A 23940-nucleotide genomic window follows, 5' to 3' on the forward strand; every position below is an offset into this window, starting at 1 on the left:
TTATCTGACATTGAAGAGAATACATAGTAGCTTTGAAGATTGGTGAGCGAAGAGATGACCGAGAATGTGGAGATGGACAGTGCGAGGCAGCGCTACGAGTTCAAAAAGATGCTCGAGCGACTGGAAGCAAAGCAGGGAAGCGGGACCGAACTGATCTCGCTCTATATCCCGCCCGACAAACAGATCTATGACGTGACGGCCCAGCTGCGAGACGAGTTCGGGCAGTGCTCGAACATCAAGAGCAAGCAGACCAGAACCAACGTTCAGAGCGCCATCTCTTCCATCCTCTCCAGGCTCAAGTACTTCAAGACCCCGCCGGAAAACGGCATGGCCATCTTCTGCGGGACGGTCAGCACGGTCGGCGACCGGACCGATCTCCAGTGCGATATCGTCCAACCGCCCGAGCCGCTGAACCTCTATATGTACCGGTGCTCGTCCTCCTTCGAACTCGAGCCTCTCAAGGAGATGCTCGAGGAGAAGTATGTCTACGGGCTCCTGGTCATCGACCGGCGAGAGGCCTACTGGGGCTTCCTGCGGGGCAACCGGATCGAACCGATCGGCGGAGCGACCTCGACGGTCCCGGGCAAGCAGCGAAAGGGCGGTCAGTCTTCGGCTCGTTTCCAGCGACTGCGGCTCATCGCCATCAACGAGTTCTACAAGAAGGTCGGCGACCATTCGAGCGAGATTTTCATGGCCGAGAAGGACTTCTTCGAGCGGTTCAAGGGCCTGCTCATCGGCGGTCCGTCCCCGACGAAGGAGGAGTTCAACGAGGGGGGGTACCTTCACCACGAGGTCCAGAAACGGGTGCTCGGGCTCTTCGATGTGGCCTACACCAACGAGAGCGGCCTCTCCGAACTGGTCGACAGCGCCCAGGACGCCCTCAAGGGCATGGAGGTCGTGCAGGAGAAGCAGGTGATGGACCGCTTCCTGAAAGAACTCGTCAAGGACGACGGGGCCGCCGCCTACGGCGAGGAGAGCGTGCGGCGCAACCTGGAGATGGGGTCGGTCGATACCCTCATTCTTTCCGAACGCCTGCGGGAGACCCGCCTGAAGATCACCTGCGGCAACTGCGGCCACTCGAGAGAAGAGACGATCAGGAACGAGCCAGGCAAGACGGTCAGGAACCTCGACCTCGGGATCTGCCCGAAGTGCAGCGCACCGCTCCAGATCGAGGAGGAGACCGACATCATCGACGAACTGACGGCTCTGGCCGACCAGAGCGGGACGAACGTCGAGATCATATCAGACGAATTTGAAGAGGGGTCGATGCTCTTCTCCGCCTTCGGCGGGATCGCAGCGATTCTCAGATACAGGACGGGATACTGATGTTCCTCGAAACACGCAAGCAGATTGAGGAAGCGCTCCGGGCATGCACCGGAGAAGAAGAGGTCGACGTCGTCGATGGGGGGGAACACGCCGACTTTGCAACGACGATCGCTTTTGCCCTGGCAAAGACGCGGCGCAAGTCGCCGGTGGTCATTGCAGGCGAACTGGCTGCCGAACTGAAAGAGCGGCTTGCGCCGGCCGGGGTCGATGTCGAGTCGAAGGGACCGTACATCAACTTCACGGTGGGTGGGACGTACGTCCAGGAGGCGTTGAAGGCCGCGCTGGAGCCCGGGTTCGGGAAACTCCCGGCACACCCCGAGCGGGTGCTCCTCGAACACACGAGCGCCAACCCCAACGGTCCGCTCCATGTCGGGCATATCAGGAACTCGATCCTGGGCGACACCCTGGCGCGGGTCTTCAGGAAGGCGGGCTACCCCCTTGAGGTCCAGTATTATGTGAACGACATGGGTCGCCAGATCGCCATCGTCTCGTGGGGGTTCGACAACCTCGATATCCCGGCTGACGAGGAGGAGAAGGAAGACCACCACATCGCCAGGGTCTATGTGGCCGCCAACCGGGCGATCGAGGCGAAGCCCGAGATCAAGGCGGAGATCGACCGCCGGATGAAACTCATCGAAGAGGGCGACCCCGAGACCGAGAGGATGTTCAGGGAGGTCGTCTCCCACTGTCTCGACGGGTTCAAGACGACGATGAGGAGGCTCAATGTCGTGCACGACCGGTTTGTCTGGGAGTCCGACTTTGTCCGCAATGGCGACATGGACCGGATCATCGAGCGGATCGACCGGATGCCCCAGGCGAAGCACGAGGACACGCTTGCCCTCGACCTGACCGAGTGTGGGTTCGAGAAGGACTACGTGATCAGGCGGTCGGACGGGACGTCGGTCTACGCGGCCCGCGACCTTGCCTACCATACCTGGAAGGGTCGGAACTTCGACCGGATCATCGACGTGCTGGGCGCGGACCACAAGCTCATCGGGGCGCAGCTCCAGTGCACCCTGAAGCTCCTCGGCGAGAAGGCGCCCGAGATCGTCAACTTCGAGTTCGTCTCCCTGCCCGAGGGTTCGATGTCGACGCGGGCCGGGAAGTTCATCTCGGCCGACGAACTCATCGCCGAGGTGACGAACAAGGCCTTCCTCGAGGTCTCGGAACGCCGGCCCGAACTTCCCGAGTGCGACCGCGAGCGGATCGCGCGGTCGGTCGCCCTCGCGGCGGTCAGGTACGATATCGTCAAGATCTCGCCTGAGAAGTCCACGGTCTTCGACTGGGAGCAGGCCCTCGACTTCGAGCGGCAGAGCGGCCCGTACGTCCAGTACTCGCATGCACGCGCCTGTTCGATCCTGGAGAAGGCCGGGGAGTTTGAACCGGCCTATGTCTTCACCGAGGAGCACGAGGTGGCCCTGGCCAAAGAGATCGCCCGGTTCCCGGCGGTCATCGACCAGGTGGTCCGCGATCTCCGCCCGCACCTGCTGGCGGCGTACGCCCGCGACCTCGCCGACCTTTTCAACTCCTTCTACCGGTACGTCCCGGTGCTGAAGAGCGAGGGGGTGACCAGGCAGAGCAGGCTTACCCTTGTGAAGGCGGCGCAGAACACCCTCAAGGAAGCCCTGGAGACGCTTGGTATCGATGCGATCACGACGATGTGAGGACGAAAGCCCACGAGGGGCCCTGCAAAAGCAGGGCTATCAGTTTTTTTCCCCCGAGTCCACGGCGGCGGTCAAGCCGTGCATGTGGAACAAGCGCTCCCTGAAGGGGGGCGAGATGTGTTACAAGCACCAGTTCTACGGGATCACCAGCCACCGGTGCGTGCAGATGACCCCGACGCTCACGTGCAACCAGCGCTGTCTTTTCTGCTGGCGGTCGTTCGAGTACGAGGTGGAGAAGGCGGAGGAGTGTCCGCCCGAAGAGATCTTTGCGAACCTCAGGAGGCTCCAGAAGCGGGCGCTCTCGGGCTACAAGGTCTCGCCGTACGTGACGCAGGAGCGGTTCAAGGAGGCGCTCGAGCCCGACATGGTGGCGATCTCACTCTCGGGCGAGCCGACCTGCTACTCGCGTCTGCCCGAACTGATCGACCTCCTCAACGACGACGGCTACACCACCTTCCTGGTCTCGAACGGCACGCACCCGGAGATGATCGAACGGTGCCACCCGTACCAGACCTATATCTCCCTGGACGCTCCCGACCGCGAGACCTATCTCGAGCTCTGCAACCCCATCGAGGACTTCTGGGACAAAATCCAGGAGAGCCTGGGGCTGCTTGCGTCCAGGCGGTCGGCGGTCCGCACGACGATCGTCAAGGGGATGAACGATTTCGACCCGGCCGGGTATGCGGCGATGTACGACGCGGCGAGGCCGAAGTATATCGAGATCAAGGGATATATGTATCTTGGATACAGTCGTAACCGTCTGTCACGGGAGAACATGCCCGAGCACGCCGAGGTCCGCCGGTTTGCCGAGGCGGTCGCCGAACATTGCGAATACGAGATCACCGACGAGTCCCCGATTTCGCGGGTCGTCTTGATGGAGAGAGGAGAATGAGGTTTGATCCGGAAGAATGGAAGGAACGTGCACGCAAAGATTTCGAGGCGGCGTGGCACGAGGGACCGCAGGTCCTGGACCAGCCAGGGATAGCCGGGACGTACCCGCGGAAGTTTTACCCGCGGGCGCGCCCACACCCGATCGCGGAGACGATCCAGCGGCTCCGTGAGGTGTACCTGGAGATGGGCTTTGCGGAGGCGCGGGTCCCGCTCTTCATCGAGGAGCAGGACGTGTACAAGCAGTTCGGGCCTGAGGCCAGCGCCGTCCTGGACCGGGTCTTCTACCTGGGCGGTCTGCCGCGTCCGAACGTGGGGATCGGCAAGAAGCGCCTGGAGGAGATCGGAACGATCCTGGGCCGCGAGGTCACGGACGAGGAGGAAGAAAAACTCCGCGAGACGCTCCACGGCTACAAGAAGGGAACGGTCGACGGGGACGAACTGACCCACGAACTCGCGGCGGTCCTCTCCTGCGACGACGCCCTGGTGGTCAGGATCATGGACGAGGTCTTCCCCGAGTTCAGGGAACTCGCGCCCGAGTCCTCGAGGACGACGCTGCGCTCGCACATGACCTCAGGATGGTTCCTCACCCTGGGGGCGATGTGGGAGAAGGCGGCCCTGCCGGTCAGGATGTTCTCGATTGACCGCTGTTTCCGCCGCGAGCAGGAGGAGGGGCCGACCAGGCTGATGACCTATCACTCGGCCTCCTGCATCGTGGCCGGGGAGGACGTGACGATCGAGGACGGCAAGGCGGTCTCCGAAGCGCTCCTCTCGGCCTTCGGCTTTACCGACTTCGAGTTCCGTCCCGACGAGAAGCGCTCCAAATATTATATCCCGGACACCCAGACCGAGGTCTACGCGAAGCACCCGGAGCTCGGGTGGGTCGAGGTCGCCACCTTCGGGATGTACTCACCGGCGGCCCTGGCGCAGTACGGCGTCGGCGTGCCGGTGATGAACCTGGGCCTGGGCGTCGAGCGTCTGGCGATGATCGAGTATCAGGCCGACGACATCAGGGCGCTCACGTACCCGCAGTTCTTCCCGCAGCACCTCACCGACCTGGACATCGCACGGGCGGTCAGACCGCGTGAGGAACCGCAGACCGCACTCGGACGGGAGATCGCCGAGGCCGTCGTCGCGACGGCGACCGAACACGCGGCCGAACCGTCGCCCTGCGCCTTCGTCGCGTGGGAGGGCGACCTCTTCGGCCGCCAGGTCAAAGTCTCGGTCGTCGAGGACGAAGAAGACTCGAAGCTCTGCGGTCCGGCGACCTTCAACGAGATCTATGTCCAGGACGGCAAGGTGCTCGGCGTCCCCGACACCCCGCAGTTCGGGAAGGTGAGGAAGAAGGGCACCCCGGCGCATCTCTCGTACATCCAGACGATCGCGGCGCTGGCGGCGGCGAGGATCGAGGAGGCCGTCCGCTGCGGCGAGGAGACGAGCGTGCAGGTGAAGATGGCGAAGGTGCCGTCCGATGTGAATCTCAGGATCGCGGGGCACGCGATGCGGTACCTGACTGATAATAATAAGAAGATCGATCTTCGCGGGCCGGTGTTTGTGACGGTGCGGGCGGAGATTTTGGGATAACTTTCTTTTTTTTCTGATCTGGAGTATTTTTGTTCGGCGTGCGAATGGCGGAGAGGAATCTCCGGGTCGTTGACGCACCGATGGGATCAGCGGGGGAAATTATCTCTTCATGATCTTCTCATCCGCCTTCCCGGTTCAATCGCAATCCAGGGGTTCCGGGGGCCGTGCTCCCGGCGCAAGCGTTTGGGAAGAAACGTTGATCAGACCGACCGCCCACATCATAGAATCTTCACTGCCTTCTTACACCGGGGGGAGACCCCCCGGACCCCCCACGTATGAAGATAGCCGAGGGGCGGCAAGATGCTCGATTTCTGCCCACCCCCCTCTTGTGAGAAGCACGATCAAGATCTCAACACAGCCCTGATAAAAGATCCATCACTGGATCGAACCTATCCACGCTAACGGCACAAACTCTTCACAAACCCCCGAATACTCCCGCCCCCGCGTCATCACATCAACGACTCGGACCGTATCGCCCTCAACAGTATAGATGACACGATAACCCCCGACCCTGAGGCGATATTTCTGCGGCGAGGTGTGGCGAAGAGGTTTGACATCGGTACCCGGACGAGGGTTGAAGGGATCTTCCTCCAGTCCAGAAAGAGAGAGCCGTATCCTCTCCTGCGTCCCGGCCGGCAGTCTACGAAACTGCTTCTGAAACGTCCGGGAGATCAGGATCTTGTACATCAGAGTTCTTCCACCGGGTAAAATTCATCCTCCTCCAGGATGTGATTCCAGCGCCGGTCCAGCGAGACGATCGCCCGCTCCTCGATCAACCGCCTGATAATCTGATCGTCGCTCTCACCTTCACATCCCATCTCCCTCAGCAGGGCCAGCGTCTCCTCCGAGATGGTGATCTGTGCCGCGGCAGTCATCAAGGAGAATGATCACCAGCAGTGGAACATAAGAGTATCGAACCCGGAACATTCACGCGTGTCGCCACCCCTCCACACCAAAAAAAAAAAACAAAAAAAAAAGTTCAGTCCCTCCCCGCCTCTTCGACCCCATAGATCCCCGATCCCAGCCACCACGTTTCGTCCACCTTCTCGACATAACCCAGTTTCGGCCGGACGGTCATGTTCTGCGCCGGGTCGACATAATGGAAATACACAAACCCGCTGCCGTTCAGGGCAACGTCCCGAAGTTCCTTGATATACAGGTCGCCGCTGACGTCGGCCTCGTCCAGGCGGTTCACGCCGATCATCTCAGGGTTAATCGGGTGGGCAATGGTCGTCCCGTTGAAGTCGTAGGCATAGATGTAGAGGTCGCCCCGCGTGAACGAGCCGTTGGGGTCGGAGAACTCCGCAAGAGCCGCGGCCTTCCCCTCTTCGTTCGCGAAGGCCACCGCCTCTTTGACAAAGGCCACCATCTCGTCTTCGGTGTGCGACGGCGTCACCGCCGGTGTTGCGGGTGCGGTCGTGGTCGCGGGAACGATCGTCTCCGTCGGGGTGGGGGTCGGGGGCGTTTCGGATTGCTGCACCCCGGTGCAGCCCGACGCGAGGAGGACCGCCGCGATCAGGAGTGATATGAGAATCACCAGAGCAGATTGCTTCATGAGAAGAAAATTCAGATGAAAATACTATATATTTTATTCTGCCGAGCGACATCTTTCTGCCCGGAACGCCGGCAGACCTCACGCCGCAACGGCAATGATATGCCGGACGCAAAGATTGATTGGCCACTCCCTCGATGGAGTGCATAATCGAGGAGGACAGACCATGACCGGCATCGAAGCAGACGTTAAAGAGATCAAGGAGAGCGTCAGGATGCTTACTGAAACGATCGACAAACTCCTTCATGAAAGAGAGGCGGCGGCGATGATGAAACTCTCAGAGCAGTCGCTCTCCACGTTCCTGAACGAAGAGCCTGATCTCTATACGGTCAGAGATGTCAGATCTCCCCACCGATGAAAGAAAAAATCGTCCTACCACCTCAAACCCTTCACAAATCCCACCCGTCACAACCTTTATCCCCATCCCCTCCAGATCTCCCCTCATGCAGTCCCGGGAGGAGGTGCTTGCCACCCTTGCAAGCCTCAAAGACGAACTCTCGACCCGATTCCATGTCGCGAGAATCGGAGTCTTCGGGTCGGTCTCCCGCGGCGAACAGACGCCGGAGAGCGACATCGACATCCTGGTCGAGTTCTCCCGGCCGGTCGGTTTTTTCACCTTCATGGAACTGGAGCAATTCCTCTCGGAACGGCTTGCAGCGCCGGTCGACCTGGTGACCCCCGACGCCATCAAACCGATCATGAAGGAGAGGATCGCGGCGGAAACGGCCTATGTCTGAGCCCGACCCAGTTCTCTCCTGTCACGACATCCTCGAAGCCATCGACCGTATCGAACGCTATACGGCCACCCTTACTTTTGAGAACTTTTTCCAGGATACGAAAACACAGGACGCCGTGATCAGAAACCTCGAAATCATCGGGGAAGCGGTGAAAAATCTCCCGACCGATTTCAAGGAGGCGCACCCCGAGGTGGAGTGGCGTGCCGTCGCCGGGATGCGGGACAAACTCATCCATCATTACTTCGGCGTCGACATGAGGATCGTCTGGGAGACGGCACGCACCGACCTCCCGGTTTTCCGGAGCCGGATCGAGTCGATCCTTAGAGAATAATCATGAGAAGAGAGAGGTTTCACTCATCACAAAATCTATTTCAGCCATAACCCCTCCACAACAGATCGATCCAACACGAGAGGAAAGAGACATGCGCCGCGTCAATTATCGCATTCTTCTGCGGAAAGAACCGGAAGGAGGCTACACCGTCACGGTACCGACACTCCCGGGCTGCGTCACCTTCGGTGGCACGATCGAGGAGGCGATCGCCATGGCAAAAGAAGCGATCGAACTGTACCTGGAAGACCTGACCGAAAGAGGAGAAGAGATCCCGACCGAGGAAGATACCCTTGAATATACGCTGACCGTCGAAGCACATGCCTAAAATCCCTGTCCTCTCCCCGCAAAAAGTCATCAAAATCCTTGAGAGGAAAGGGTTTGTCCTGGTACGAACACGGGGCAGCCACCACCTTTACCGTCACCCAGAGACAGGACGGCGCGTGACGGTCCCGGCCCATGCAAAGGATCTACCCACGGGTACTCTTCTTGAAATTCTCCGACAGGCAGGGATCAAAAGAGAAGAACTCAAAGACCTCACATGATCCGTCCCCTGCCCCGCCAGCACCCCCGCTCTCCTCACCACCCGCACTCTTCAAGACGATAATTTCAGGCTCTTAAGAATCAGGCATGAAGCGAAAGCACGCTTCGAGCATACCGCACGAACACCGCTCAATCGCCACCCCCGCGTGAGATGGAGGTGAAGATCCTGCAATGAGGGTGGCATGTATGATCATCAGTGACCCTTGTCCTTGCACCCATCGATCTCATGCCTTCCCACCAACCATCCCGGCGAGCCCCCGACCCTCCCATAAGGCAACCTTAAGACCCCGCTCACCCATTCTCCCCCATGCACCGAAAGAAAAAAACAACCGGCAGCCCCCGGATTGAAACGTGCGCCAACACCGGTTCAAGGAGGACTGCCGACAACCCGTCGACCCGCCGGACGATGAACCCGATCGCCGACGCCCTCGACGCCCTCTTCCCCAAGGGCGGCGTCGTGGAACTCAGGGCACTTGCCGACCGCTTCACCCACTCCGGGTACTTCGACGACTTTGCAAAACTCACGGCCGCCGCCGAGGCGCTCGACGCCGATCCCGAGGTGAAAGGGATCTATGTCACGCTCAACGTCGTCGACCCGGCGCTCCTCGCGAGGCGGGCGAACCGCGTGAAGATGCGGTTGACCCGCTCCGATCCCACCACCGCCGACGCCGACATCAACAGACGCCGGTGGTTGCCCATCGACCTCGACCCGGTGCGGCCGAGCGGGGTGTCGTCGACGGATGAGGAGCACGCCGCGGCGATCGAGCGGGCCGACGCGATCGCCCGCTGGCTCTCCGAGCAGGGCTTCCCCGATCCCGTAAAGGCCGACTCCGGGAACGGCGCCCATCTGCTCTATGCAATCGACCTGCCCAACGACGACGAGGCGACCGCCCTGGTGAAGGGCGTGCTCGCCACCCTGGACCTTGTCTTCTCCAACGACTCCGTCGTCGTCGATACGGCGAACTTCAACGCCGCCCGCATCTGGGAACTCTATGGCACGCTCTCGCGCAAAGGCGATCACACCCCGGACCGCCCGCACCGAAGAGCGAAGATCCTCGCGGTGCCCGAGCACGCGGAGATCGTCACCGCCGACCTGCTCAGGGCGATCGCCACCCCCCTCCCCGTCGATGCACCGGCCCCGCCGAAGGGGAAGAAGGCGCCCGTCGACCTCGGGGCATGGCTCTCAGCGCACGGGATCGGCGTGCGGAGCACCAGGCCCTGGCAGGGCGGGACGCTCTACGTCCTGGAGGACTGCCCGTTCAGCGACGCCCACCGCGACGGGGCGTTTGCGATCCAGTTCCCGAGCGGCGCCATCTATGCCGGGTGCCACCACACAAGCTGCGGCGGCGGGGCGCAGCGGTGGCCTGAGTTGCGAGGCATGCACGAGCAGAAGATCGGAAATAAACCACAGAAGAGGACACCCCCCGCGCCTGCACCCGAACCCGACGCGTTCAGGGAGCGGGCGATGGAGGTCCTCACCCGCGGCGACCCTCTCGCCTTCATCCTCGACACCTTCCACCGGGAGCACGTCGGCGACCACACCGTCGCGGAGTGCCTCGTCCTTTCCATCGCCTCCCAGTCGGTCGAGAACACGCACGGCCTCCACGTCGCCATCTCCGGCATCTCAGGGAAAGGCAAGACCCACACCTGCGAGACCATGCTCGACCTCATCCCAAAAGCCTTCCAGATCACGGGCACGGTCTCGGACAAAGCGCTCTACTACCACGACGACCTCAGGCCGGGCAGCGTCTTTCTCTTCGACGACGTCTCCCTCTCCGACGATATGCAGGAACTCCTGAAAAACGCCACCACCCGGTTCAGAGAACCCATCGAGCACCGGACCCTCACCTCCGACCGCCGCCTCCGGATCTGCACCATCCCGGAGCGGTGCGTCTGGTGGCTTGCGAAGGTCAAGAGCGTCGGCGACGACCAGGTGATGAACCGCATGCTCACCGTCTGGATCGACGACTCGAATCATCAGGATCTGGAGGTGCTCGGCCACATGAAAGAGGCCGAGGCACAGCGCCGGCGCGACCGGGAGCAGGACGAGGACGTGCACGTCTGCCGGGCCATCTGGGAGATCCTCAAGGAGCGGACCGTCTACGTCCGCATCCCCTTCGCGACGCGGATCTCTTTCCAGTCGGCCAGGAACCGCCGCAACCCGGCCATGCTCTTCGACCTCATCAAGGCCTCCGCCCTCCTCAAGTCCTACCAGCGCGAGCAGGACGAGGACGGGAGCCTCATCGCCACCCGCGAAGACTTCGACACCGCCCGCCGGGTGTTCCTTGCGATCAACCGCGACGCCGGCGGACAGGAAACGAAACAGACCAGGAACGAGGCGGCGGCGCTGGAGACGATCGCGGCGATGGGCCTGGAGATCTTCACGATCAGGCAACTCCAGGATGCCCTCGGGCTTTCCTATAACAAGACCTACCGTCTGCTCCACGGCTACTGCAACAGCAAGGCGACCTACACCGGCATCCTGGACAAGTGCCCGGCGGTAAGCCCCATCGACGCCACGGTGGCCGAGGAGCGGTACGGGGTCGAGATGAGACGCCGGGAACATTATTTCTCATTCGATTATCGGATCTACCGCGAGTGGACGGCGAAGGCGGACGTCTGGATCGACGACGATCCCGACGTTTCCACTTTTGCACCCGGTTTCCACCCGCCGGGTGAAAACGTAACGGCCGCAGAGGAAAGCCGTTCATGACCCGGATCTACGTACAGAGTACAGAGAGAGAAGTGTGTACAGGTACCCCGGTAAATTTGCACACGTTTCCGGGAGCACACGGCATACCTGATCACGGTGGCCGGGTGTCTCCGGCCGTGAAACCGTGACGGGTGCAAACGGCGGGGAAGATTCAGGCGTTCGCCCCGCCATTCCCGGATCTGCCGACACAGGCTGTGGCGTTCGCGGCGCAAACCGGGAGCAAAAGAGTGAAAACCATTGCAAAAGTGCAAATCACCGCCTGAAGAGGAGCGGCACGCCGATCATTTCGACCGGGTGAAACGACAAAAAAGGGGGCCCGGCATTCCCCGCGACATTCAGATCGCCGACGCCTCGCTCCCTCCAACCACCTATTTTCCGGCGACTCCGACCGCCGCATGCCAGAAGATAATTATGCTCCGGGACGGATCTCCCCTCGACCGGCGATGAACGAGCACGCACCCATCGACCTGAAGGCGATCGCACGGAGCACCATGCAGACCTACGGGTTCTATCCCGGATTTTCCCGGGCCGTCGAGCGGGAGGTCGGTGCGATCGAGGCGCCGGCCGTACCCGAGGACGTCGCCGACCTCCGGTCCCTCCTCTGGTCGTCCATCGACAACATCGACTCCCTTGACCTCGACCAGATCGAGCACTGCGAACGCGCCCGCCGCGGCGGGATCCTGGTCAGGGTGGCGATCACCGACGTGGACGCCGCCGTCCCGAAAGCCTCGGCGACCGACCGGCACGCCGCCCACAACGGCACCGCCGTCTACACCGGCGTCGAGACCTTCTCCATGCTCCCCGAACGCCTCTCGCACGGGATCACCTCGCTGCTCCCGGGCGGGCCGGGCCGCCTCGCGGTCGTCGTGGAGTACACCGTCCGCAGGGACGGGAGCACCAGGCCGGGCCGGGTCTACCGGGCGGTCGTCTCCAACCGGGCGAAACTCGTCTACGAGGAGGTCGGCGACTGGCTGGACGGCGTCGGCGGCCCGCCCGCGGCTCTCGCCGATGTCCCCGGCCTGAAAGAGCAACTCCTCCTCCAGGACGAAGCGGCCCGCCGCCTGCGAAGATACCGAACCGAGCACGGGGCACTTGACCTCGAGACCATCGAGGCCAGGGCCGTGATGGAGGAGGAGACGGTGACCGACCTCGTCGTCCCGCGGCAGAACGCAGCCCGCCGCCTCATCGAGGAGTTCATGATCGGGGCCAACCGGGCGATGACGGCATTCCTGGACGGGGCCGGTGTCCCGATGATCCAGCGGGTCGTGCTGCGGCCGAAGAACTGGGAGGGGATCGTGAAGACCGCCGCCGGATATGGCTGGCACCTCCCGGCGAGACCCAGCGCGAAGGCCCTCTCGAAGTTTCTTGCCAGGCGGAAGAAGGCCGACCCCGAACGCTTCCCCGACCTCTCCCTGACGATCGTGAAACTGATCGGGCACGGGATCTATCTGCCCCTCGAACATGGCGAACCCCCGTACGGCCACTTCGGCCTCGCGGTCACCGACTACACCCACGGCACCGCCCCGAACCGGCGCTACGTCGATGTCGTCATCCAGCGATTGATCAAGGCGGCCCTCCGCGGGGAGAGGTGCCCGTACACCCGCGATGAACTCGAAGACCTCGCCGCATGGTTGACCAACCGCGAGATCGCCTCCGAGAAGGTGGAGCGGTTCATGCGAAAGGCCGCGGCCGCGGTGCTCTTGCAGGACCGGACCGGCGAGGTCTTCGACGCCATCGTCACCGGCGCCTCGGAGAAAGGGACGTACGTCAGGCTCCTCGCACCCCCGGTCGAAGGGCGGGTGATGCAGGGCGAACTCGGGCTTTACGTCGGGAAAAATGTCCGCGTCCGCCTGATACGCACCGACCCGTACAACGGCTACATCGATTTCGAACGGGTCTGGGGGCGAGAACGCTCCCGTCTCACCCGCTCGCCAGCACGCACCCCATACAGATCGCGAACTCGAGGACGGTGATGCCCCCGATCTCCAGGAAGACGAGCGCGTCGGAAAGGCCGCCGAGAAACCGCCAGATCAGGAGCGTCCCGGCCCCGAGAAGGATCACCAGCCCGTTCAGGATCACGAGGAGGAGCGAGGCTGTCGCGAGCCAGAGGAAGGCGGTGGCGGCGGCGCCGAGAAGAAGGCCGTTCGAGAGACCGAGGAAAACGACGCCGTTCCGGGGCGACGGGGAGATCATGGGATGGCGGGGGGTGAGGCGGGAGAGGGTTTAAAGATTATGAAATGACGTTCACGGGGAATGGAAGATCTGGAAGAGTCCGAAACTTCTTTCAACGGCAAATGATTCTTAAAAAAGAGATCCAGACGCGAAAGACCGCACGGCTCTCTTCAACCCGGCCGCACCCACTATATAGTACCGACGATGAGATCCTGCCATTCAGATGAACATAAAACCCGGGATACTTGAAAAAATCAGAGCGCGGCAGGCGTCTATCGATGAACTCGCCTCACCCCGGGCGACCCGGAACGCCGACGCCGTCCGGAGAAAAACCGACCCCTTCAGACCCGAAGAGCCCGTCATCCGCCCGCCCTTCTACCGCGACGCCGACCGGATCCTCCACTCCAAGGCCTACACCCGCTACATCGACAAGACCCAGGTCTTCTTTCTCATCGACAACGACCACATCACCCACCGCGTCCTCCACGTCCAGCTCGTCTCCAAGATCGCCCGCACCATCGGCCGGGCCCTCGGGCTCAACGAAGACCTGATCGAGGCGATCGCCCTCGGCCACGACATCGGGCATGTGCCCTTCGGGCACAAGGGCGAGGAGTTTCTCAACGAGATCTGCGTGCGGGAGGGGATCGGCGTCTTCAGACACAACCTCCAGAGCATCCAGTCCCTCGACGTCATCGAAGACCTGGACCTCACCCTCCAGACCCTGGACGGCATCCTCTGCCATGACGGCGAACGGTTCGTCCGCCGCCTCCGCCCGACCGGCCCCCTCGACGCGGCGACGCTCGCGGCCAAATGCGATCGGATCCGGCGGGGGGCAGACGACCCGCCGGTCCTCCCGTCCACGATGGAGGGGTGCGTCGTCAGGGCCGCGGACGTCATCGCCTACCTGGGCCGCGACCTCCAGGACGCGATCGAGGTCGGGCTGATCGAGGAGGACGACGACGACCTCGCGGCGATCTGCCGTGAAAGCCTCGGCATCGAGAATTACCAGACGATCAACTGGACGGTCATCGACACCCTCATCAAAGACCTCGTCAACGAGAGTTTCGAAGAAGCGGAGATCGCCTTCTCCCGCGAGGCGGCGGAGGCGGTGACGCGGATGCAGCAGTTCAGCATCGACCACATCTACCAGAATCCCAGACTCACCGCCCAGCAGGAGAAGATCAGAACGATGTTCGTCACTCTCTTCGACCACTTTGCCGCCGACCTGGCGGGGGGGAAGGCGGACTCCCCCATCTGCACCGACTTTCTCGACGCCCCCTGGGTCTCCCGGCCATATCTGGACCACGCAAGCGACGGCGAGAAGGTGCGTGACTTCATCGCCGGGATGACCGACCGTTACTTTGCCGAGACCTTCCAGGCGGTCACCATCCCAGAACGGGTGAGGGGCACCTACCGGCGAGCAGAGAGGGCGTGACCCGCACCCCTCATATCCTCCCGGACCAAACGTACCCATGATGCCAGACGCCGCCGACCGCATCCGTACCGCCGTCCGCCGCCTCGCCGCCTGCCGGACCAGAGGCGAACTCGGCGAGGCGATCGCGGAGGAACTGAAACGATACGCTCTCTTCGACCTCCAGGTCATCGGCGGCGGGATGAAGAAGGAGGTCGACCCCCTCCCCGAACCCTACCGGAGCCGCGCCCGCCCGTACTTCGAGGAGCAACTCTTCGGCGCCTACCACCGGGCGATGAAGGCGTACCGGAGCGGGGAGTTCAGGCAGATGGACGGGGCGATCACCGACCGCGAGCGCTTCGAGCGGTTCGTCGCCCTCGTCCCCGACGGCTGCCTCCGGAACCAGGGAGAGACCGAGTTCGGTCTTGGCGGGCCGCTCAACACCTTCTTCTACTATCTTGTCACCGGGTATGCGATGTTCGTCGAGGACGGCCCCGGCCACCCGGTCGGCACCCCGTTTCCGGGCGGGTTCACGGTCGAGCGCCGGGGCGGGAAATACCTCTGCCCGATCCGGGACAAAGAGGAGGACGTCCCCTTCTCGATCTGCAATGTCTGCCCGGCAGAGCAGATGGAAGGGGTGTGAACCCCCCCGGAAAAAAGATTGTTTTTATCTCCTCTTCCAGAAGGCGCAGATCACGCCGGCAAGGACCAGGGCCGCACCGACCCCGGCCACCGTCATCCAGGGGGCGCCACCCGACGAAACCGGTTCCTCGGTTGTCGGTACGCCGTCCGATGTCTCCACCTGGGCACCGGCAGAGAGCGTCTTCGTCGCCCCGACAGACGTGGTTTCAGCGGGGGCCACCGGTGCCGATGCCGGTTCGGCGAAGACGGCAAAGGTGGTGAAGTGGGGCGCCCTGGCGATGACCTGACGCTTCGCCGGGTTCATCTTCGTGCTGAGCCGTTCCCAGGCGTCGGTCTTCGCGTTGTACCACCTGACCACGAACTCCTCGCCGGTGCCGAGGCTCTCCCACTCGTCCTCGGTGAGGGTGAAAACGATCTCCGCCGCGGGCTCGAATGTCGCCCCGTCGGGCCCGCACTTCAGGCCGGGACCGACCTGCCTGAGGGTGTTGTCGTCGCCGGTGTCGGGGAGGCTCCCGGCAGAGACCTGTTTGACGCTGACCCTCTCCAGGGGCCTGCCGAAGAGGTCCCGTGCCGTGACGCCGGCGTCGAGGGAGAGGGAGCCGCGCTTCTCAGCGGTCAGGACGACGGTTCCGGTCTCGACCGTGCCGTTCGCGCTGGCCTCAAGGTAGGCGCTCCCGATCTGCTCGACCACCTGAGGGATAGGCTGAGCAGGGGGACGGGGTGCGGCACCGCCGCCTCCGCCTCCGCCTCCTCCACCGCCGCCCGAGGGTGCGGTGGCCTTTGTGACGACGAAGCTGAGGTTCTCGTAGCTGTCATCGCTGTTGGGCGAGTGCAGCGCATCGGTCAGGGCGGCCACGGCGTCTTCGGCCGAGAGTTCGCCGAGATCGATCGTCTCCCCCTCTGCCGTCACCAGCCAGGACTGCTTCCCCGTTTCTGCGGAGGGCCTGACATTGAAGACGCCGTCGGACATCGGGTGCTGGACGATGACCGAATACGATCCTGAGAGTTTCTTCGTCTCGTCGGCCTTGAGGGTGTAGGCGAAGGTTCCGTCGTCGGCGACCGGCACCGGTGCCCCGACGACCCGACGGTTCGCGCCGAAGATCCAGAACTGGAGCGTCTCGGGACTCCCGGTGGCCGCCCCCGAGATCAGCAGGACGTCGCCCTGCTTGAGACTCGAGTGGTCAAGGGCGGCGGTGAGAGTGGGCCTGTGTAAGGACACGTCTACCGCGGCATGCCTCACCCGGTGCAGGTGGGCGGCATCGATAGCATGTCCGTAGAGATCATGGTCCATGGCTGCAGCATAGAACGTGTAGGTGCCGGGGTCGGGCGGCCAGACCGTGGAGGAAGTGTCCCATTGATATTCCCAGGTGCCGTCGGTCGCCACCTCACAGACAACGTAGTTTCCATCTGACACAGGGGTACCAAGATTGTCGGGCGGGCACCCATCACCGAGGTTCGGGCCGTGCACGAAGAGGTAGAGTGTGTCGGTGTCTGCGGCGGTGCCGGAGAAGGTGATCGTGTCGCCAATCGCGTAGTTCCCATCTCCTTCGAAGGCGGAGGTGACGCCGTGCTCTCCGATCATGATGGAGAGAGCGTTATAAAGATCGTCAGACCCCGACGCCGTCATCGCATCGACAAGAATGTCCTCTGCCTCAGAGGCGGAGAGAGGGCCGAGGTCGATGAGGTTCCCAGCGGCGTCCTCGATCTGGTACGGCTTCCCATCCGCCGGAGCCGGGCAGACGTTGAAGACGCCATCCATCATCGGGTGCTGGACAAGGACCCTGACATCCCCGGAAAGGGCGGCGGACTCCCCGGTCCCCAGCACATACTCGTAGGTGCCGTCGTCGGCGACCGGCACCGAGACGCCCGGAACCTTGGAGCCGTCCCCGAGGGCCCAGAGGCGGACGGTTGCCGGGTGGCCGGTCGCCGTCCCCGAGACCTCGAGGCCCTCTCCCTTCAGGATATATGTGCTCCTATTGAAGGAAGCGGAGAGAGTGGGCGGCTTCAGAGTCAGGGCCGCCGTGGAATTCCGTACCCCGTCGAGGTGGCTGCGGTCCACCGCGTGCCCGCCGAGGTCATGGTCGCGGTCCGCGGCATAGAGAGTGTAGGTGCCGGCAGCAAGAGCGCCGCGGAGGGCGGCGGTGTCCCACCGATACTCCCAGGTGTCGTCGGCCGCCACCTCACAGACGACATAGTTCCCCTCCGACGCCGCGGCACCGAGATCGTCGGGCGCGACACCGTCGCTGAGGTCCCCGCCGGTCAGAAAGAGATACACCTTCTCGCTCCCGGTGTTGATGCCCGAGATCGTCACTTCGTCGCCCAGGACGAAGACGCCCGTCCCCTCCACGGCAACCGTCATCCCGTCGTCGTCGACGGTGAAAGAGGTCTCCGCATGGATGTCGTCAGACCCCGGTCCCTCGATGGCGGAAAGGAGGGTGGCGACGGCTTCAGAGGGAAGATAACCGCCGAGGTCGATCTGCTTTCCCTCTCCGTCCCGGATCTGGTACGGTTTCCCATTCGCTGGCTCGGGACACACATTGAAGACGCTGTCATACATCGGGTGCTGGACGACGACGAAGTACTGCCCGTCAGGGAGGTTCCTGGTCACGTCGCCCCCGAGAGTGTACTCGAAGGAACCATCGCTCTGAACCGGTGCGACCACGCCGAACGCCGGGCACTCTCTCCCGACGATCCAGATCAAAACCTCGTCAGGATCGCCATCGGCATACCCGCTCACGGTGAATTCGTCGCCGCCGGCAACCATGGACGCACCGTCATCAAGCGTCACCTTCGGTTCTTTCAGGTAGACACCGATGGTCTGGTACTTCACGTCCTTCAGGTTTGTCTGGCTGACGAGGCCGTCGGCGTTCTCTCTCTTGCTGGCCGCGTAGATGGTGTAGGTGTCCTGGTCCAGGAGGGCACCGAGGGGAGCGGTGTCCCAGCGGTACTCCCAAGTGTCGTCGGACTCGACATCGCACCTGACCGCACCGTCGATGTCGAGATCGGTCTTGAGCCCGATGTCTTCAAGCGAGACGCCGTTGCGGTTCCAGAGGTCCCACCCGGTCATGAAGAGGAAGACTTCGTCGTTTTCGGTGTTGGTACCCGTGAGTCTGATCTCCTCACCGAGGTAGTAGGTACCCGCCCCCTCTGCGGTGATGGTGACCTCTCCCTTCTCGATCGTCACCCCGACGGCGTCATTTTTGTTCTCATCCTCAGGGTCGACGACGCTGATGGTGAAGGAACGGGGCGTGGTGTCGGGGGTGGTCGAGAAACCGACATAGATCGCGCCGCTGTCACCGGTCTGCACGATTGCAGCGGTCCGGTCGGGGAAGTGGGTACCGTCCCCGGCACGTCTCTCGTTCGCAATGGCAGCAGCAGGCGCGTCCGGGAAGGGGGCGTCGCCAATGATGTCAACGCCAGGCCAGCCCATCCTGATCAGCGGATACCCTGCGTCACTGATGCCAACGTCCTCGACAAAGAGGTAATACTGCTTCTTGGACGCACCGCCGATGGTCACACAGAAGTCATTGCTCCTGACAACCTTCTCCAAGTTCGCCTCGATGCTGACATCGGTCGGTGCGGCGGCGACCTCGCCGGCAGGGGCGGGGTCTTCTTCGGCACTCAGAGCGAGGGTGTCGTTCCCGGCACCGTCATCACAAGAGATATTTTCGCCGCTCTCAACGAGATCCGATGCCCCCGCGGGGAGTGCGAGGAGCATGAAGGCCGCCAGGAGCGCAGCGATGCATTTCAATCTGTTCGACATCATAGTCTTTCACGTCACATTTTATCCGGGAGTACGAATTTTGGGGCATACCGGGCTCGAAATCATCGCATATGGACGATTGATCCGGATCGAGGGATCAAAAAACAATAAATGAAATATCAGAGCCCTGAATATTGTCAGATCAATGCATGAACCATCCCATATAGTTTTCGAAATATCATCTGATCGTGCCGGGATTGTTAACTACAATCATTGAACCCAGGGGAAAAAGGGCGTTCAGATCCGAAGAAACGATGAAACCGTGGCTCTGGAGAAGAGTTCTGGATCGACGGTTCTGTCAAGGGCGGCAACACCGCCTTCAGGATCTTTTTCTCTGCCTTCCCGGCCCAATCTACATCCTGGGGGTTCGGAGGCGCTGCTCCCGGTGCATATGGTGGGGAAGGCACGTCGTTCAGACGTGCCTCCACCAATTCTCCTGTCTTGAAAAAAGAGATCAAGCGACGAGAAATTTTCATCCCGCATGCTTGAGGCGTTCTCTCGCCCCGTGCTGAATTACCATGAAAATGATCCAGACGATCCTCTCTTTCGGTTTTCATGAGAGTTTGAACTCACTCGATCCCGTTGAAGCTGATACGCAGAGGAGAGAAAATTCTTCTGATGGATCAGCCGCCCCCAATCGTCGAGATTTTCCTGCCATCTCGCGCCGGGGGGCCGTGCCCCCCGGAACCCCCACGACGAAGATAGCCGGGGGGCGGCATGATGCTCGACTTCGATTCACTCCTCGTTCGTAAGGACGAGGGTCAAGAATCGATCCCGTTCTGAGATGATATTTTCATCCCGTATGCCTGAGACGTGCGTTCGCCTCATGAAAAATTCTACAGGGCCGAAACCAGGGGAAGCATCCCTGGTTCAGTCCGCCATCTTCCGGTAAAAAACCGTCACGAAGATGACCTGGAGGAGGAGAAGCCCGACCGAGGTGTAGGCCATCGCATATCCGGCCATCTCGTACGCGGGCAGGACCTCACGGGCCGCGATGAGCGCCATCCCACCGACCGCAAGCGCGGGCGCCGCGATCATGACGGTCAGGTACGCCGCCTTCCCCGCGATCATCCCGGTCATCTCGTCCTTCTCCACCTCGCCGCGGACATACCGTTTTCGAAGGAGGAGGATGGCAAAGAGACCGGCAAACCAGGCGGCGATCGCAATGAGCGGCGACGTTTCCGCCACCGCCGCCCCGATCCCGGCGCCCATGGCGATGACGATGAAGAATTTCACAATCTTGAACTGTTTGTTGTCCATGATACGGATCCTCTGAAGTTTGAAATATCTAACATCAAGTTAGATATTCCCAACATATCAGGGTGTCGGCATCACCAAAACCCCCTCTGATCCGGCCTGCCAAGAAAGGGCCATATTAAAATCTCCCCTAAAGTTAAAGCAAACCTCAAGCACACCAGATGAAAATTTATCGTCGCTTGATCGCTCTTTTTCAAGACTGGAGAGTCGATGGAGACCTTGTTCAATCGCCGCCCCTCGGCTATCTTCTCGCGAGACGGCAGGAAAGATCGTATGATGGAGGGCGGCACGTCTGATCCTCGCGCCCGGGGCGCGGTCACCGGACCCCAACCCAGAACCCCGGATCACCGCGAACACGGACGAATCGATCCATTCACAACCTTTTCATAGCACCACACCTATTCACCGGGAAGCCGCGGGGGGCGGCACCGATGTTCCCGGACCTCAAACCAAAACCATCGTTGAGCAAGAGCGAGAAGAAGCAGGGGCTCTCGATGGTCATCTGGGACGGCCTCGCCACGCAGGCGATGGTCACCCTCACCGGCGGGGTGTTTCTCGTCGCCTTCGCCCTGGAGCTCGGCGCCTCCAACACCGTCATCGGTCTCCTCGCCGCCATCCCCCCACTCGCCGAACTCCTCCAGGTCCCGGCGGTCTATATTATCAGGAAAGTGCGGAACCGACGACTCATCACCGTCACCGCCTCGACCGCCGCCAGACTGGTCTGGCTGCTCATCGCCGCCATCCCCTTCCTCTTCGGCACCGGCTCAGGCGTCTGGGTGCTTGTCGGGGCAATGCTCCTTTACTCGACCATCTCCTCGATCTCCCACTGCTCCTGGAACTCCTGGATGCACGACCTCATCCCGCAGCAGAAGATCGGGGCCTTCTTCTCGCGCCGGATGGGGATCTCGACCGCCCTCGCGGTCCCGCTCTCAATTGTCGCCGCTCTCTTCGTCGACGCCTGGAAGGTCGAACCGGGAGGCGAAGTCACGGCCTATGCCCTGCTCTTCTTCGGCGGATGCATCGCCGGACTGATCGGCGTCATCTTCCTTGCCAGAACGCCGGAACCGGAACTTGGCGAAGACCAGAAGCCCGACTTCAGCGAGGTGCTCAAGGAACCCTTCGCGGACAGAAACTTCAAGAACCTCCTCATATTCCTGGGCTCCTGGAACTTCGCCATCAACCTCGCCGCCCCCTTCTTCACCGTCTACATGCTCCAGCGGATCGGTCTCGACATCTCCTGGGTGATCGCCCTCGCCGTGATGAGCCAGATCGTCTCCATCATCTTCTTCAGGGTCTGGGGGGAAGTCGCCGATGTCTTCAGCCACAAGTCGGTCCTGCAGATCAGCGGCCCGATCTTCATCCTGGCCATCATCGGCTGGACCTTCACCACCCTCCCCGACCCCTACATCCTCACCGTACCCATCCTCATCGCCATCCACATCCTCACCGGTCTCTCGACCGCCGGCGTCACCCTCTCGACCAACTACATCGGGCTCAAACTCGCACCCAAGGGGAAGGCCACCGCATACCTGATGGCCTCGAGCATCACCACCTATCTTGCCGCCGGGATCGCCCCGGCCCTCGGCGGGATCTTCGTCGACTTCTTCGCCTCACGTGAGGTCGCCCTCACCATCACCTTCAGCGATCCCTCGGGCGTCCTCATCCTCCGGCCCCTCGACTTCCAGCACTGGGACTTTTTCTTCTTCTTCGCCTTCCTCATCGGCCTCTACTCCCTCCACCGCCTCTCCTTTGTCAGGGAGGAGGGGGAGGAGAAGAAACGGATCGTCGTCCACGAACTTCTCACCGAGGTGCGCCGGGAGATGCGCAACCTCTCCACCGCGGGCGGGCTGCGCATAATGGCAAGTCCACCGGTCTCCGAGTACCTGAAACCGCCGAAGAAGGAGAAGCGGCGGCGCAGACCGGTCTGGGAGGAAGAGGAGACATATTAGGGCCATTGTGTGAATACGACGAGGATAGACAGGGGCGGCAATTCGATAGTGGTCCTCTTTGATCTCTTGCTTCGAAGAGGGAGCACGGATCCATGCCTACTCCAGAGACCCACGATCATGGTCAATCGCGTATGCTTGAGCCCGGGGTTCATGCCCGATTCAACACCTTTGTTAGAAATCCACCACAATCCTCAAATAGAGGATGTTAGAGATCCATAACATCACTAGGGCAGTGACAGAGAGGGCCGCATGCAGGGATCCTTGACTGGATCACCCTGACCGTCGGGATATTCATCCTCTTCCTCACCCCCTCAGGGTCATCTTCAAGGAGGAGGAACCTCCCGACGAGAGGAACAGATCGATCCCGGCCCGGCGGATCACCGGGTCGTGGTTTGCCGCCTTCGTCTTCCTCGTGGCCGTCGACATCGTCGACTACGCCGGTTCTCGACCTGCAGAGCGCCATCATCGTCATGGGGTGCACGGCCCTCGCCTTCCACTGGAGGCTCTCCAGACGGGGTGATATGGAATGAAGCAAAAAAGAAGAGTAAACCCCTGGATCGGCCTTGTCGCAGGACTTCTCCTCATCACCGCGGCGATACCCGCCGGGACCGTCTTTACGGATCAGCCGCGGATTGCCCTCTTCATTATCGTGGCGGGGGTGGCCCTGATCGTCACGAGTATGACCGGGATCTATCTCAGATCGCGGAAAGAAGATGCAGAGGATCCGGACGAGCGCGACAGAAAAATCCAGAGGGCGACGTTTTCCGACTCGTGGATCATCACATTCTGGCTCGCATTGATCCTCCTCTGCATTGACTTCACCGGTATCATTGAACTACAGGCCACAGCTGTGCTTGTGGCCATATTGTATACTATGGGTATCAGTGCGACATTCTTCAGATGGAAGCACAGTGAGAAGGGCGATGTGGAATGACCCTCACGCGAAGCAGGTTCATCGTCAGCGCCGCCGGCCTCCTTGTGACATGGCTCGGCCTCACCCTCGTCTGGCTCGACGTCGTCGACGAGATGAGTCCGGTCACCCTGGCCCTGGTCCTCGGCGGCATGATCGGGATCTTTCTCCCGGCCCTGCGACAGACATACCTGGACGAGATGGCCATTTTCCCGGCAGACATCGTCAGGAGAGCATGGTCTGTTGGGTTTGCCGCGGGATCGGCGACGATCGCCGTCTTCATCGTCCTCTGGGCGGCAACGGCAGGCGACCCAAAGCTGCATGCCCTCTTTTCCCTCCCGGTCGCGGCGATCGCCGGGGTTCTCATCTTTATGGTGACAGAAAAAGGCGTGATCAGGATCTCATCCCGGCAGAGAGGCGGAAGCGATGACTGAGAACTCCAGATCCCTCGCGACCATCGCCCTCTCTTCCATCAGAACACACCACCAGAAAAGGAGCACT

23 protein-coding genes are annotated in these 23940 nt (G+C 61.8%); 16 read left to right on the plus strand and 7 right to left on the minus strand.

Annotated elements, in window-relative coordinates:
- Positions 1-54 precede the first annotated feature (54 nt).
- Genes prf1 through sepS form a run of 4 tightly spaced genes read left to right on the plus strand, consistent with a single transcriptional unit; the run spans position 55 to position 5462 of the window.
- Positions 55-1326: a peptide chain release factor aRF-1 gene (prf1, locus tag E2N92_RS07025; RefSeq protein ID WP_220682967.1), complete on the plus strand. Its 1272-nt coding sequence runs from the start codon at positions 55-57 to the stop codon at positions 1324-1326.
- The gene (gene argS / locus E2N92_RS07030) at positions 1326-2990 is read left to right on the plus strand and encodes an arginine--tRNA ligase (RefSeq protein WP_220680501.1); all 1665 of its coding nucleotides are present in this window, start codon (positions 1326-1328) and stop codon (positions 2988-2990) included. Before prf1 ends, argS begins: the two co-directional genes overlap by 1 nt.
- On the plus strand, positions 2971-3882 hold the full coding sequence (twy1, locus tag E2N92_RS07035) for a 4-demethylwyosine synthase TYW1 (RefSeq protein WP_220680502.1): 912 nt from the start codon (positions 2971-2973) through the stop codon (positions 3880-3882). Before argS ends, twy1 begins: the two co-directional genes overlap by 20 nt.
- Positions 3879-5462 (plus strand): O-phosphoserine--tRNA ligase, encoded by a 1584-nt coding sequence (gene sepS, locus E2N92_RS07040; RefSeq protein ID WP_220680503.1) that lies wholly within the window; start codon positions 3879-3881, stop codon positions 5460-5462. The genes twy1 and sepS overlap by 4 nt, the downstream gene beginning before the upstream one ends.
- Before the next feature lie 375 nt (positions 5463-5837).
- Here the strand turns inward: sepS and E2N92_RS07045 are convergent, their stop codons facing one another.
- The 3 genes from E2N92_RS07045 to E2N92_RS07055 all read right to left on the minus strand — a co-directional run bounded on the left by E2N92_RS07045 (position 5838) and on the right by E2N92_RS07055 (position 7017).
- Positions 5838-6149 (minus strand): type II toxin-antitoxin system RelE family toxin, encoded by a 312-nt coding sequence (locus tag E2N92_RS07045; protein ID WP_220680504.1) that lies wholly within the window; start codon positions 6147-6149, stop codon positions 5838-5840.
- Positions 6149-6337 carry a hypothetical protein gene (locus E2N92_RS07050; RefSeq protein WP_220680505.1) on the minus strand — a complete coding sequence of 63 codons (189 nt, stop codon included), beginning with the start codon at positions 6335-6337 and terminating at the stop codon, positions 6149-6151. Before E2N92_RS07050 ends, E2N92_RS07045 begins: the two co-directional genes overlap by 1 nt.
- A 104-nt stretch (positions 6338-6441) precedes the next feature.
- Positions 6442-7017: a cache domain-containing protein gene (locus tag E2N92_RS07055; RefSeq protein ID WP_220680506.1), complete on the minus strand. Its 576-nt coding sequence runs from the start codon at positions 7015-7017 to the stop codon at positions 6442-6444.
- 163 nt (positions 7018-7180) lie between these two features.
- On the opposite strand from E2N92_RS07055, the gene E2N92_RS07060 reads away from it, so the two are divergent.
- The 7 genes from E2N92_RS07060 to E2N92_RS07090 all read left to right on the plus strand — a co-directional run bounded on the left by E2N92_RS07060 (position 7181) and on the right by E2N92_RS07090 (position 13308).
- Positions 7181-7372: a hypothetical protein gene (locus E2N92_RS07060; protein WP_220680507.1), complete on the plus strand. Its 192-nt coding sequence runs from the start codon at positions 7181-7183 to the stop codon at positions 7370-7372.
- Between the two features lie 85 nt (positions 7373-7457).
- On the plus strand, positions 7458-7751 hold the full coding sequence (locus E2N92_RS07065; RefSeq protein WP_220680508.1) for a nucleotidyltransferase family protein: 294 nt from the start codon (positions 7458-7460) through the stop codon (positions 7749-7751).
- On the plus strand, positions 7744-8082 hold the full coding sequence (locus E2N92_RS07070) for a HepT-like ribonuclease domain-containing protein (protein WP_220680509.1): 339 nt from the start codon (positions 7744-7746) through the stop codon (positions 8080-8082). The genes E2N92_RS07065 and E2N92_RS07070 overlap by 8 nt, the downstream gene beginning before the upstream one ends.
- A 91-nt stretch (positions 8083-8173) precedes the next feature.
- Positions 8174-8407: a type II toxin-antitoxin system HicB family antitoxin gene (locus E2N92_RS07075; RefSeq protein WP_220680510.1), complete on the plus strand. Its 234-nt coding sequence runs from the start codon at positions 8174-8176 to the stop codon at positions 8405-8407.
- A complete protein-coding gene (locus E2N92_RS07080) occupies positions 8400-8624 on the plus strand; it encodes a type II toxin-antitoxin system HicA family toxin (RefSeq protein ID WP_220680511.1) in 225 nt (74 codons plus the stop codon). Before E2N92_RS07075 ends, E2N92_RS07080 begins: the two co-directional genes overlap by 8 nt.
- A 404-nt stretch (positions 8625-9028) precedes the next feature.
- Positions 9029-11335 carry a hypothetical protein gene (locus E2N92_RS07085; protein WP_425515767.1) on the plus strand — a complete coding sequence of 769 codons (2307 nt, stop codon included), beginning with the start codon at positions 9029-9031 and terminating at the stop codon, positions 11333-11335.
- Between the two features lie 443 nt (positions 11336-11778).
- Entirely contained in the window at positions 11779-13308 is a 1530-nt protein-coding gene (locus E2N92_RS07090; protein WP_220682968.1) for an RNB domain-containing ribonuclease, read from the plus strand.
- On the opposite strand, the gene E2N92_RS07095 is transcribed toward E2N92_RS07090, so the two are convergent.
- Positions 13256-13528 (minus strand): hypothetical protein, encoded by a 273-nt coding sequence (locus tag E2N92_RS07095; RefSeq protein WP_220680513.1) that lies wholly within the window; start codon positions 13526-13528, stop codon positions 13256-13258. The two genes, E2N92_RS07090 and E2N92_RS07095, sit on opposite strands and share 53 nt — an antisense overlap.
- 202 nt (positions 13529-13730) lie before the next feature.
- Here E2N92_RS07095 and E2N92_RS07100 point away from each other — a divergent pair, with 202 nt between their 5' ends.
- Positions 13731-14942, plus strand: a complete 1212-nt coding sequence (locus E2N92_RS07100) for a deoxyguanosinetriphosphate triphosphohydrolase family protein (protein ID WP_220680514.1) — start codon at positions 13731-13733, stop codon at positions 14940-14942.
- Positions 14943-14979: 37 nt separating this feature from the next.
- Entirely contained in the window at positions 14980-15561 is a 582-nt protein-coding gene (locus E2N92_RS07105; RefSeq protein WP_220680515.1) for a DUF2115 domain-containing protein, read from the plus strand.
- A 24-nt stretch (positions 15562-15585) separates the two neighbouring features.
- Here the strand turns inward: E2N92_RS07105 and E2N92_RS07110 are convergent, their stop codons facing one another.
- Both E2N92_RS07110 and E2N92_RS07115 read right to left on the minus strand, forming a co-directional pair.
- Positions 15586-19311 carry a hypothetical protein gene (locus tag E2N92_RS07110; protein ID WP_220680516.1) on the minus strand — a complete coding sequence of 1242 codons (3726 nt, stop codon included), beginning with the start codon at positions 19309-19311 and terminating at the stop codon, positions 15586-15588.
- An 882-nt stretch (positions 19312-20193) separates the two neighbouring features.
- Complete coding sequence (locus E2N92_RS07115; protein WP_220680517.1) at positions 20194-20583, minus strand: DUF2178 domain-containing protein; 390 nt, start codon at positions 20581-20583, stop codon at positions 20194-20196.
- Positions 20584-21011: 428 nt separating this feature from the next.
- On the opposite strand from E2N92_RS07115, the gene E2N92_RS07120 reads away from it, so the two are divergent.
- On the plus strand, positions 21012-22529 hold the full coding sequence (locus tag E2N92_RS07120) for an MFS transporter (protein ID WP_220680518.1): 1518 nt from the start codon (positions 21012-21014) through the stop codon (positions 22527-22529).
- A 205-nt stretch (positions 22530-22734) separates the two neighbouring features.
- Here the strand turns inward: E2N92_RS07120 and E2N92_RS07125 are convergent, their stop codons facing one another.
- Entirely contained in the window at positions 22735-23001 is a 267-nt protein-coding gene (locus E2N92_RS07125; RefSeq protein ID WP_220680519.1) for a hypothetical protein, read from the minus strand.
- A gap of 54 nt (positions 23002-23055) precedes the next feature.
- On the opposite strand from E2N92_RS07125, the gene E2N92_RS07130 reads away from it, so the two are divergent.
- Both E2N92_RS07130 and E2N92_RS07135 read left to right on the plus strand, forming a co-directional pair.
- Positions 23056-23463 carry a hypothetical protein gene (locus E2N92_RS07130; protein ID WP_220680520.1) on the plus strand — a complete coding sequence of 136 codons (408 nt, stop codon included), beginning with the start codon at positions 23056-23058 and terminating at the stop codon, positions 23461-23463.
- Positions 23460-23873, plus strand: a complete 414-nt coding sequence (locus E2N92_RS07135; RefSeq protein ID WP_220680521.1) for a hypothetical protein — start codon at positions 23460-23462, stop codon at positions 23871-23873. The genes E2N92_RS07130 and E2N92_RS07135 overlap by 4 nt, the downstream gene beginning before the upstream one ends.
- Positions 23874-23940: the final 67 nt, after the last annotated feature.

This window comes from Methanofollis formosanus (genome assembly GCF_019633745.1).
In the GTDB taxonomy this organism is placed as follows: Archaea; Halobacteriota; Methanomicrobia; order Methanomicrobiales; family Methanofollaceae; genus Methanofollis; species Methanofollis formosanus.

What these genes read in the sequence shown, in the direction of transcription:
- argS (WP_220680501.1), top strand. Translation starts at nt 1,326, where the DNA reads ATGTTCCTCGAAACACGCAAGCAGATTGAGGAAGCGCTCCGGGCATGC.
- E2N92_RS07065 (WP_220680508.1), top strand. Translation starts at nt 7,458, where the DNA reads ATGCAGTCCCGGGAGGAGGTGCTTGCCACCCTTGCAAGCCTCAAAGAC.
- E2N92_RS07125 (WP_220680519.1), bottom strand. Translation starts at nt 23,001, where the DNA reads ATGACGATGATGGCGCTCTGCAGGTCGAGAACCGGCGTAGTCGACGAT.
- E2N92_RS07070 (WP_220680509.1), top strand. Translation starts at nt 7,744, where the DNA reads ATGTCTGAGCCCGACCCAGTTCTCTCCTGTCACGACATCCTCGAAGCC.
- E2N92_RS07100 (WP_220680514.1), top strand. Translation starts at nt 13,731, where the DNA reads ATGAACATAAAACCCGGGATACTTGAAAAAATCAGAGCGCGGCAGGCG.
- E2N92_RS07090 (WP_220682968.1), top strand. Translation starts at nt 11,779, where the DNA reads ATGAACGAGCACGCACCCATCGACCTGAAGGCGATCGCACGGAGCACC.
- E2N92_RS07080 (WP_220680511.1), top strand. Translation starts at nt 8,400, where the DNA reads ATGCCTAAAATCCCTGTCCTCTCCCCGCAAAAAGTCATCAAAATCCTT.
- E2N92_RS07075 (WP_220680510.1), top strand. Translation starts at nt 8,174, where the DNA reads ATGCGCCGCGTCAATTATCGCATTCTTCTGCGGAAAGAACCGGAAGGA.
- prf1 (WP_220682967.1), top strand. Translation starts at nt 55, where the DNA reads ATGACCGAGAATGTGGAGATGGACAGTGCGAGGCAGCGCTACGAGTTC.
- sepS (WP_220680503.1), top strand. Translation starts at nt 3,879, where the DNA reads ATGAGGTTTGATCCGGAAGAATGGAAGGAACGTGCACGCAAAGATTTC.
- E2N92_RS07130 (WP_220680520.1), top strand. Translation starts at nt 23,056, where the DNA reads ATGAAGCAAAAAAGAAGAGTAAACCCCTGGATCGGCCTTGTCGCAGGA.
- E2N92_RS07105 (WP_220680515.1), top strand. Translation starts at nt 14,980, where the DNA reads ATGATGCCAGACGCCGCCGACCGCATCCGTACCGCCGTCCGCCGCCTC.
- E2N92_RS07050 (WP_220680505.1), bottom strand. Translation starts at nt 6,337, where the DNA reads ATGACTGCCGCGGCACAGATCACCATCTCGGAGGAGACGCTGGCCCTG.
- E2N92_RS07095 (WP_220680513.1), bottom strand. Translation starts at nt 13,528, where the DNA reads ATGATCTCCCCGTCGCCCCGGAACGGCGTCGTTTTCCTCGGTCTCTCG.
- E2N92_RS07045 (WP_220680504.1), bottom strand. Translation starts at nt 6,149, where the DNA reads ATGTACAAGATCCTGATCTCCCGGACGTTTCAGAAGCAGTTTCGTAGA.
- E2N92_RS07060 (WP_220680507.1), top strand. Translation starts at nt 7,181, where the DNA reads ATGACCGGCATCGAAGCAGACGTTAAAGAGATCAAGGAGAGCGTCAGG.
- twy1 (WP_220680502.1), top strand. Translation starts at nt 2,971, where the DNA reads ATGCGATCACGACGATGTGAGGACGAAAGCCCACGAGGGGCCCTGCAA.
- E2N92_RS07135 (WP_220680521.1), top strand. Translation starts at nt 23,460, where the DNA reads ATGACCCTCACGCGAAGCAGGTTCATCGTCAGCGCCGCCGGCCTCCTT.
- E2N92_RS07055 (WP_220680506.1), bottom strand. Translation starts at nt 7,017, where the DNA reads ATGAAGCAATCTGCTCTGGTGATTCTCATATCACTCCTGATCGCGGCG.
- E2N92_RS07120 (WP_220680518.1), top strand. Translation starts at nt 21,012, where the DNA reads ATGTTCCCGGACCTCAAACCAAAACCATCGTTGAGCAAGAGCGAGAAG.
- E2N92_RS07085 (WP_425515767.1), top strand. Translation starts at nt 9,029, where the DNA reads ATGAACCCGATCGCCGACGCCCTCGACGCCCTCTTCCCCAAGGGCGGC.
- E2N92_RS07115 (WP_220680517.1), bottom strand. Translation starts at nt 20,583, where the DNA reads ATGGACAACAAACAGTTCAAGATTGTGAAATTCTTCATCGTCATCGCC.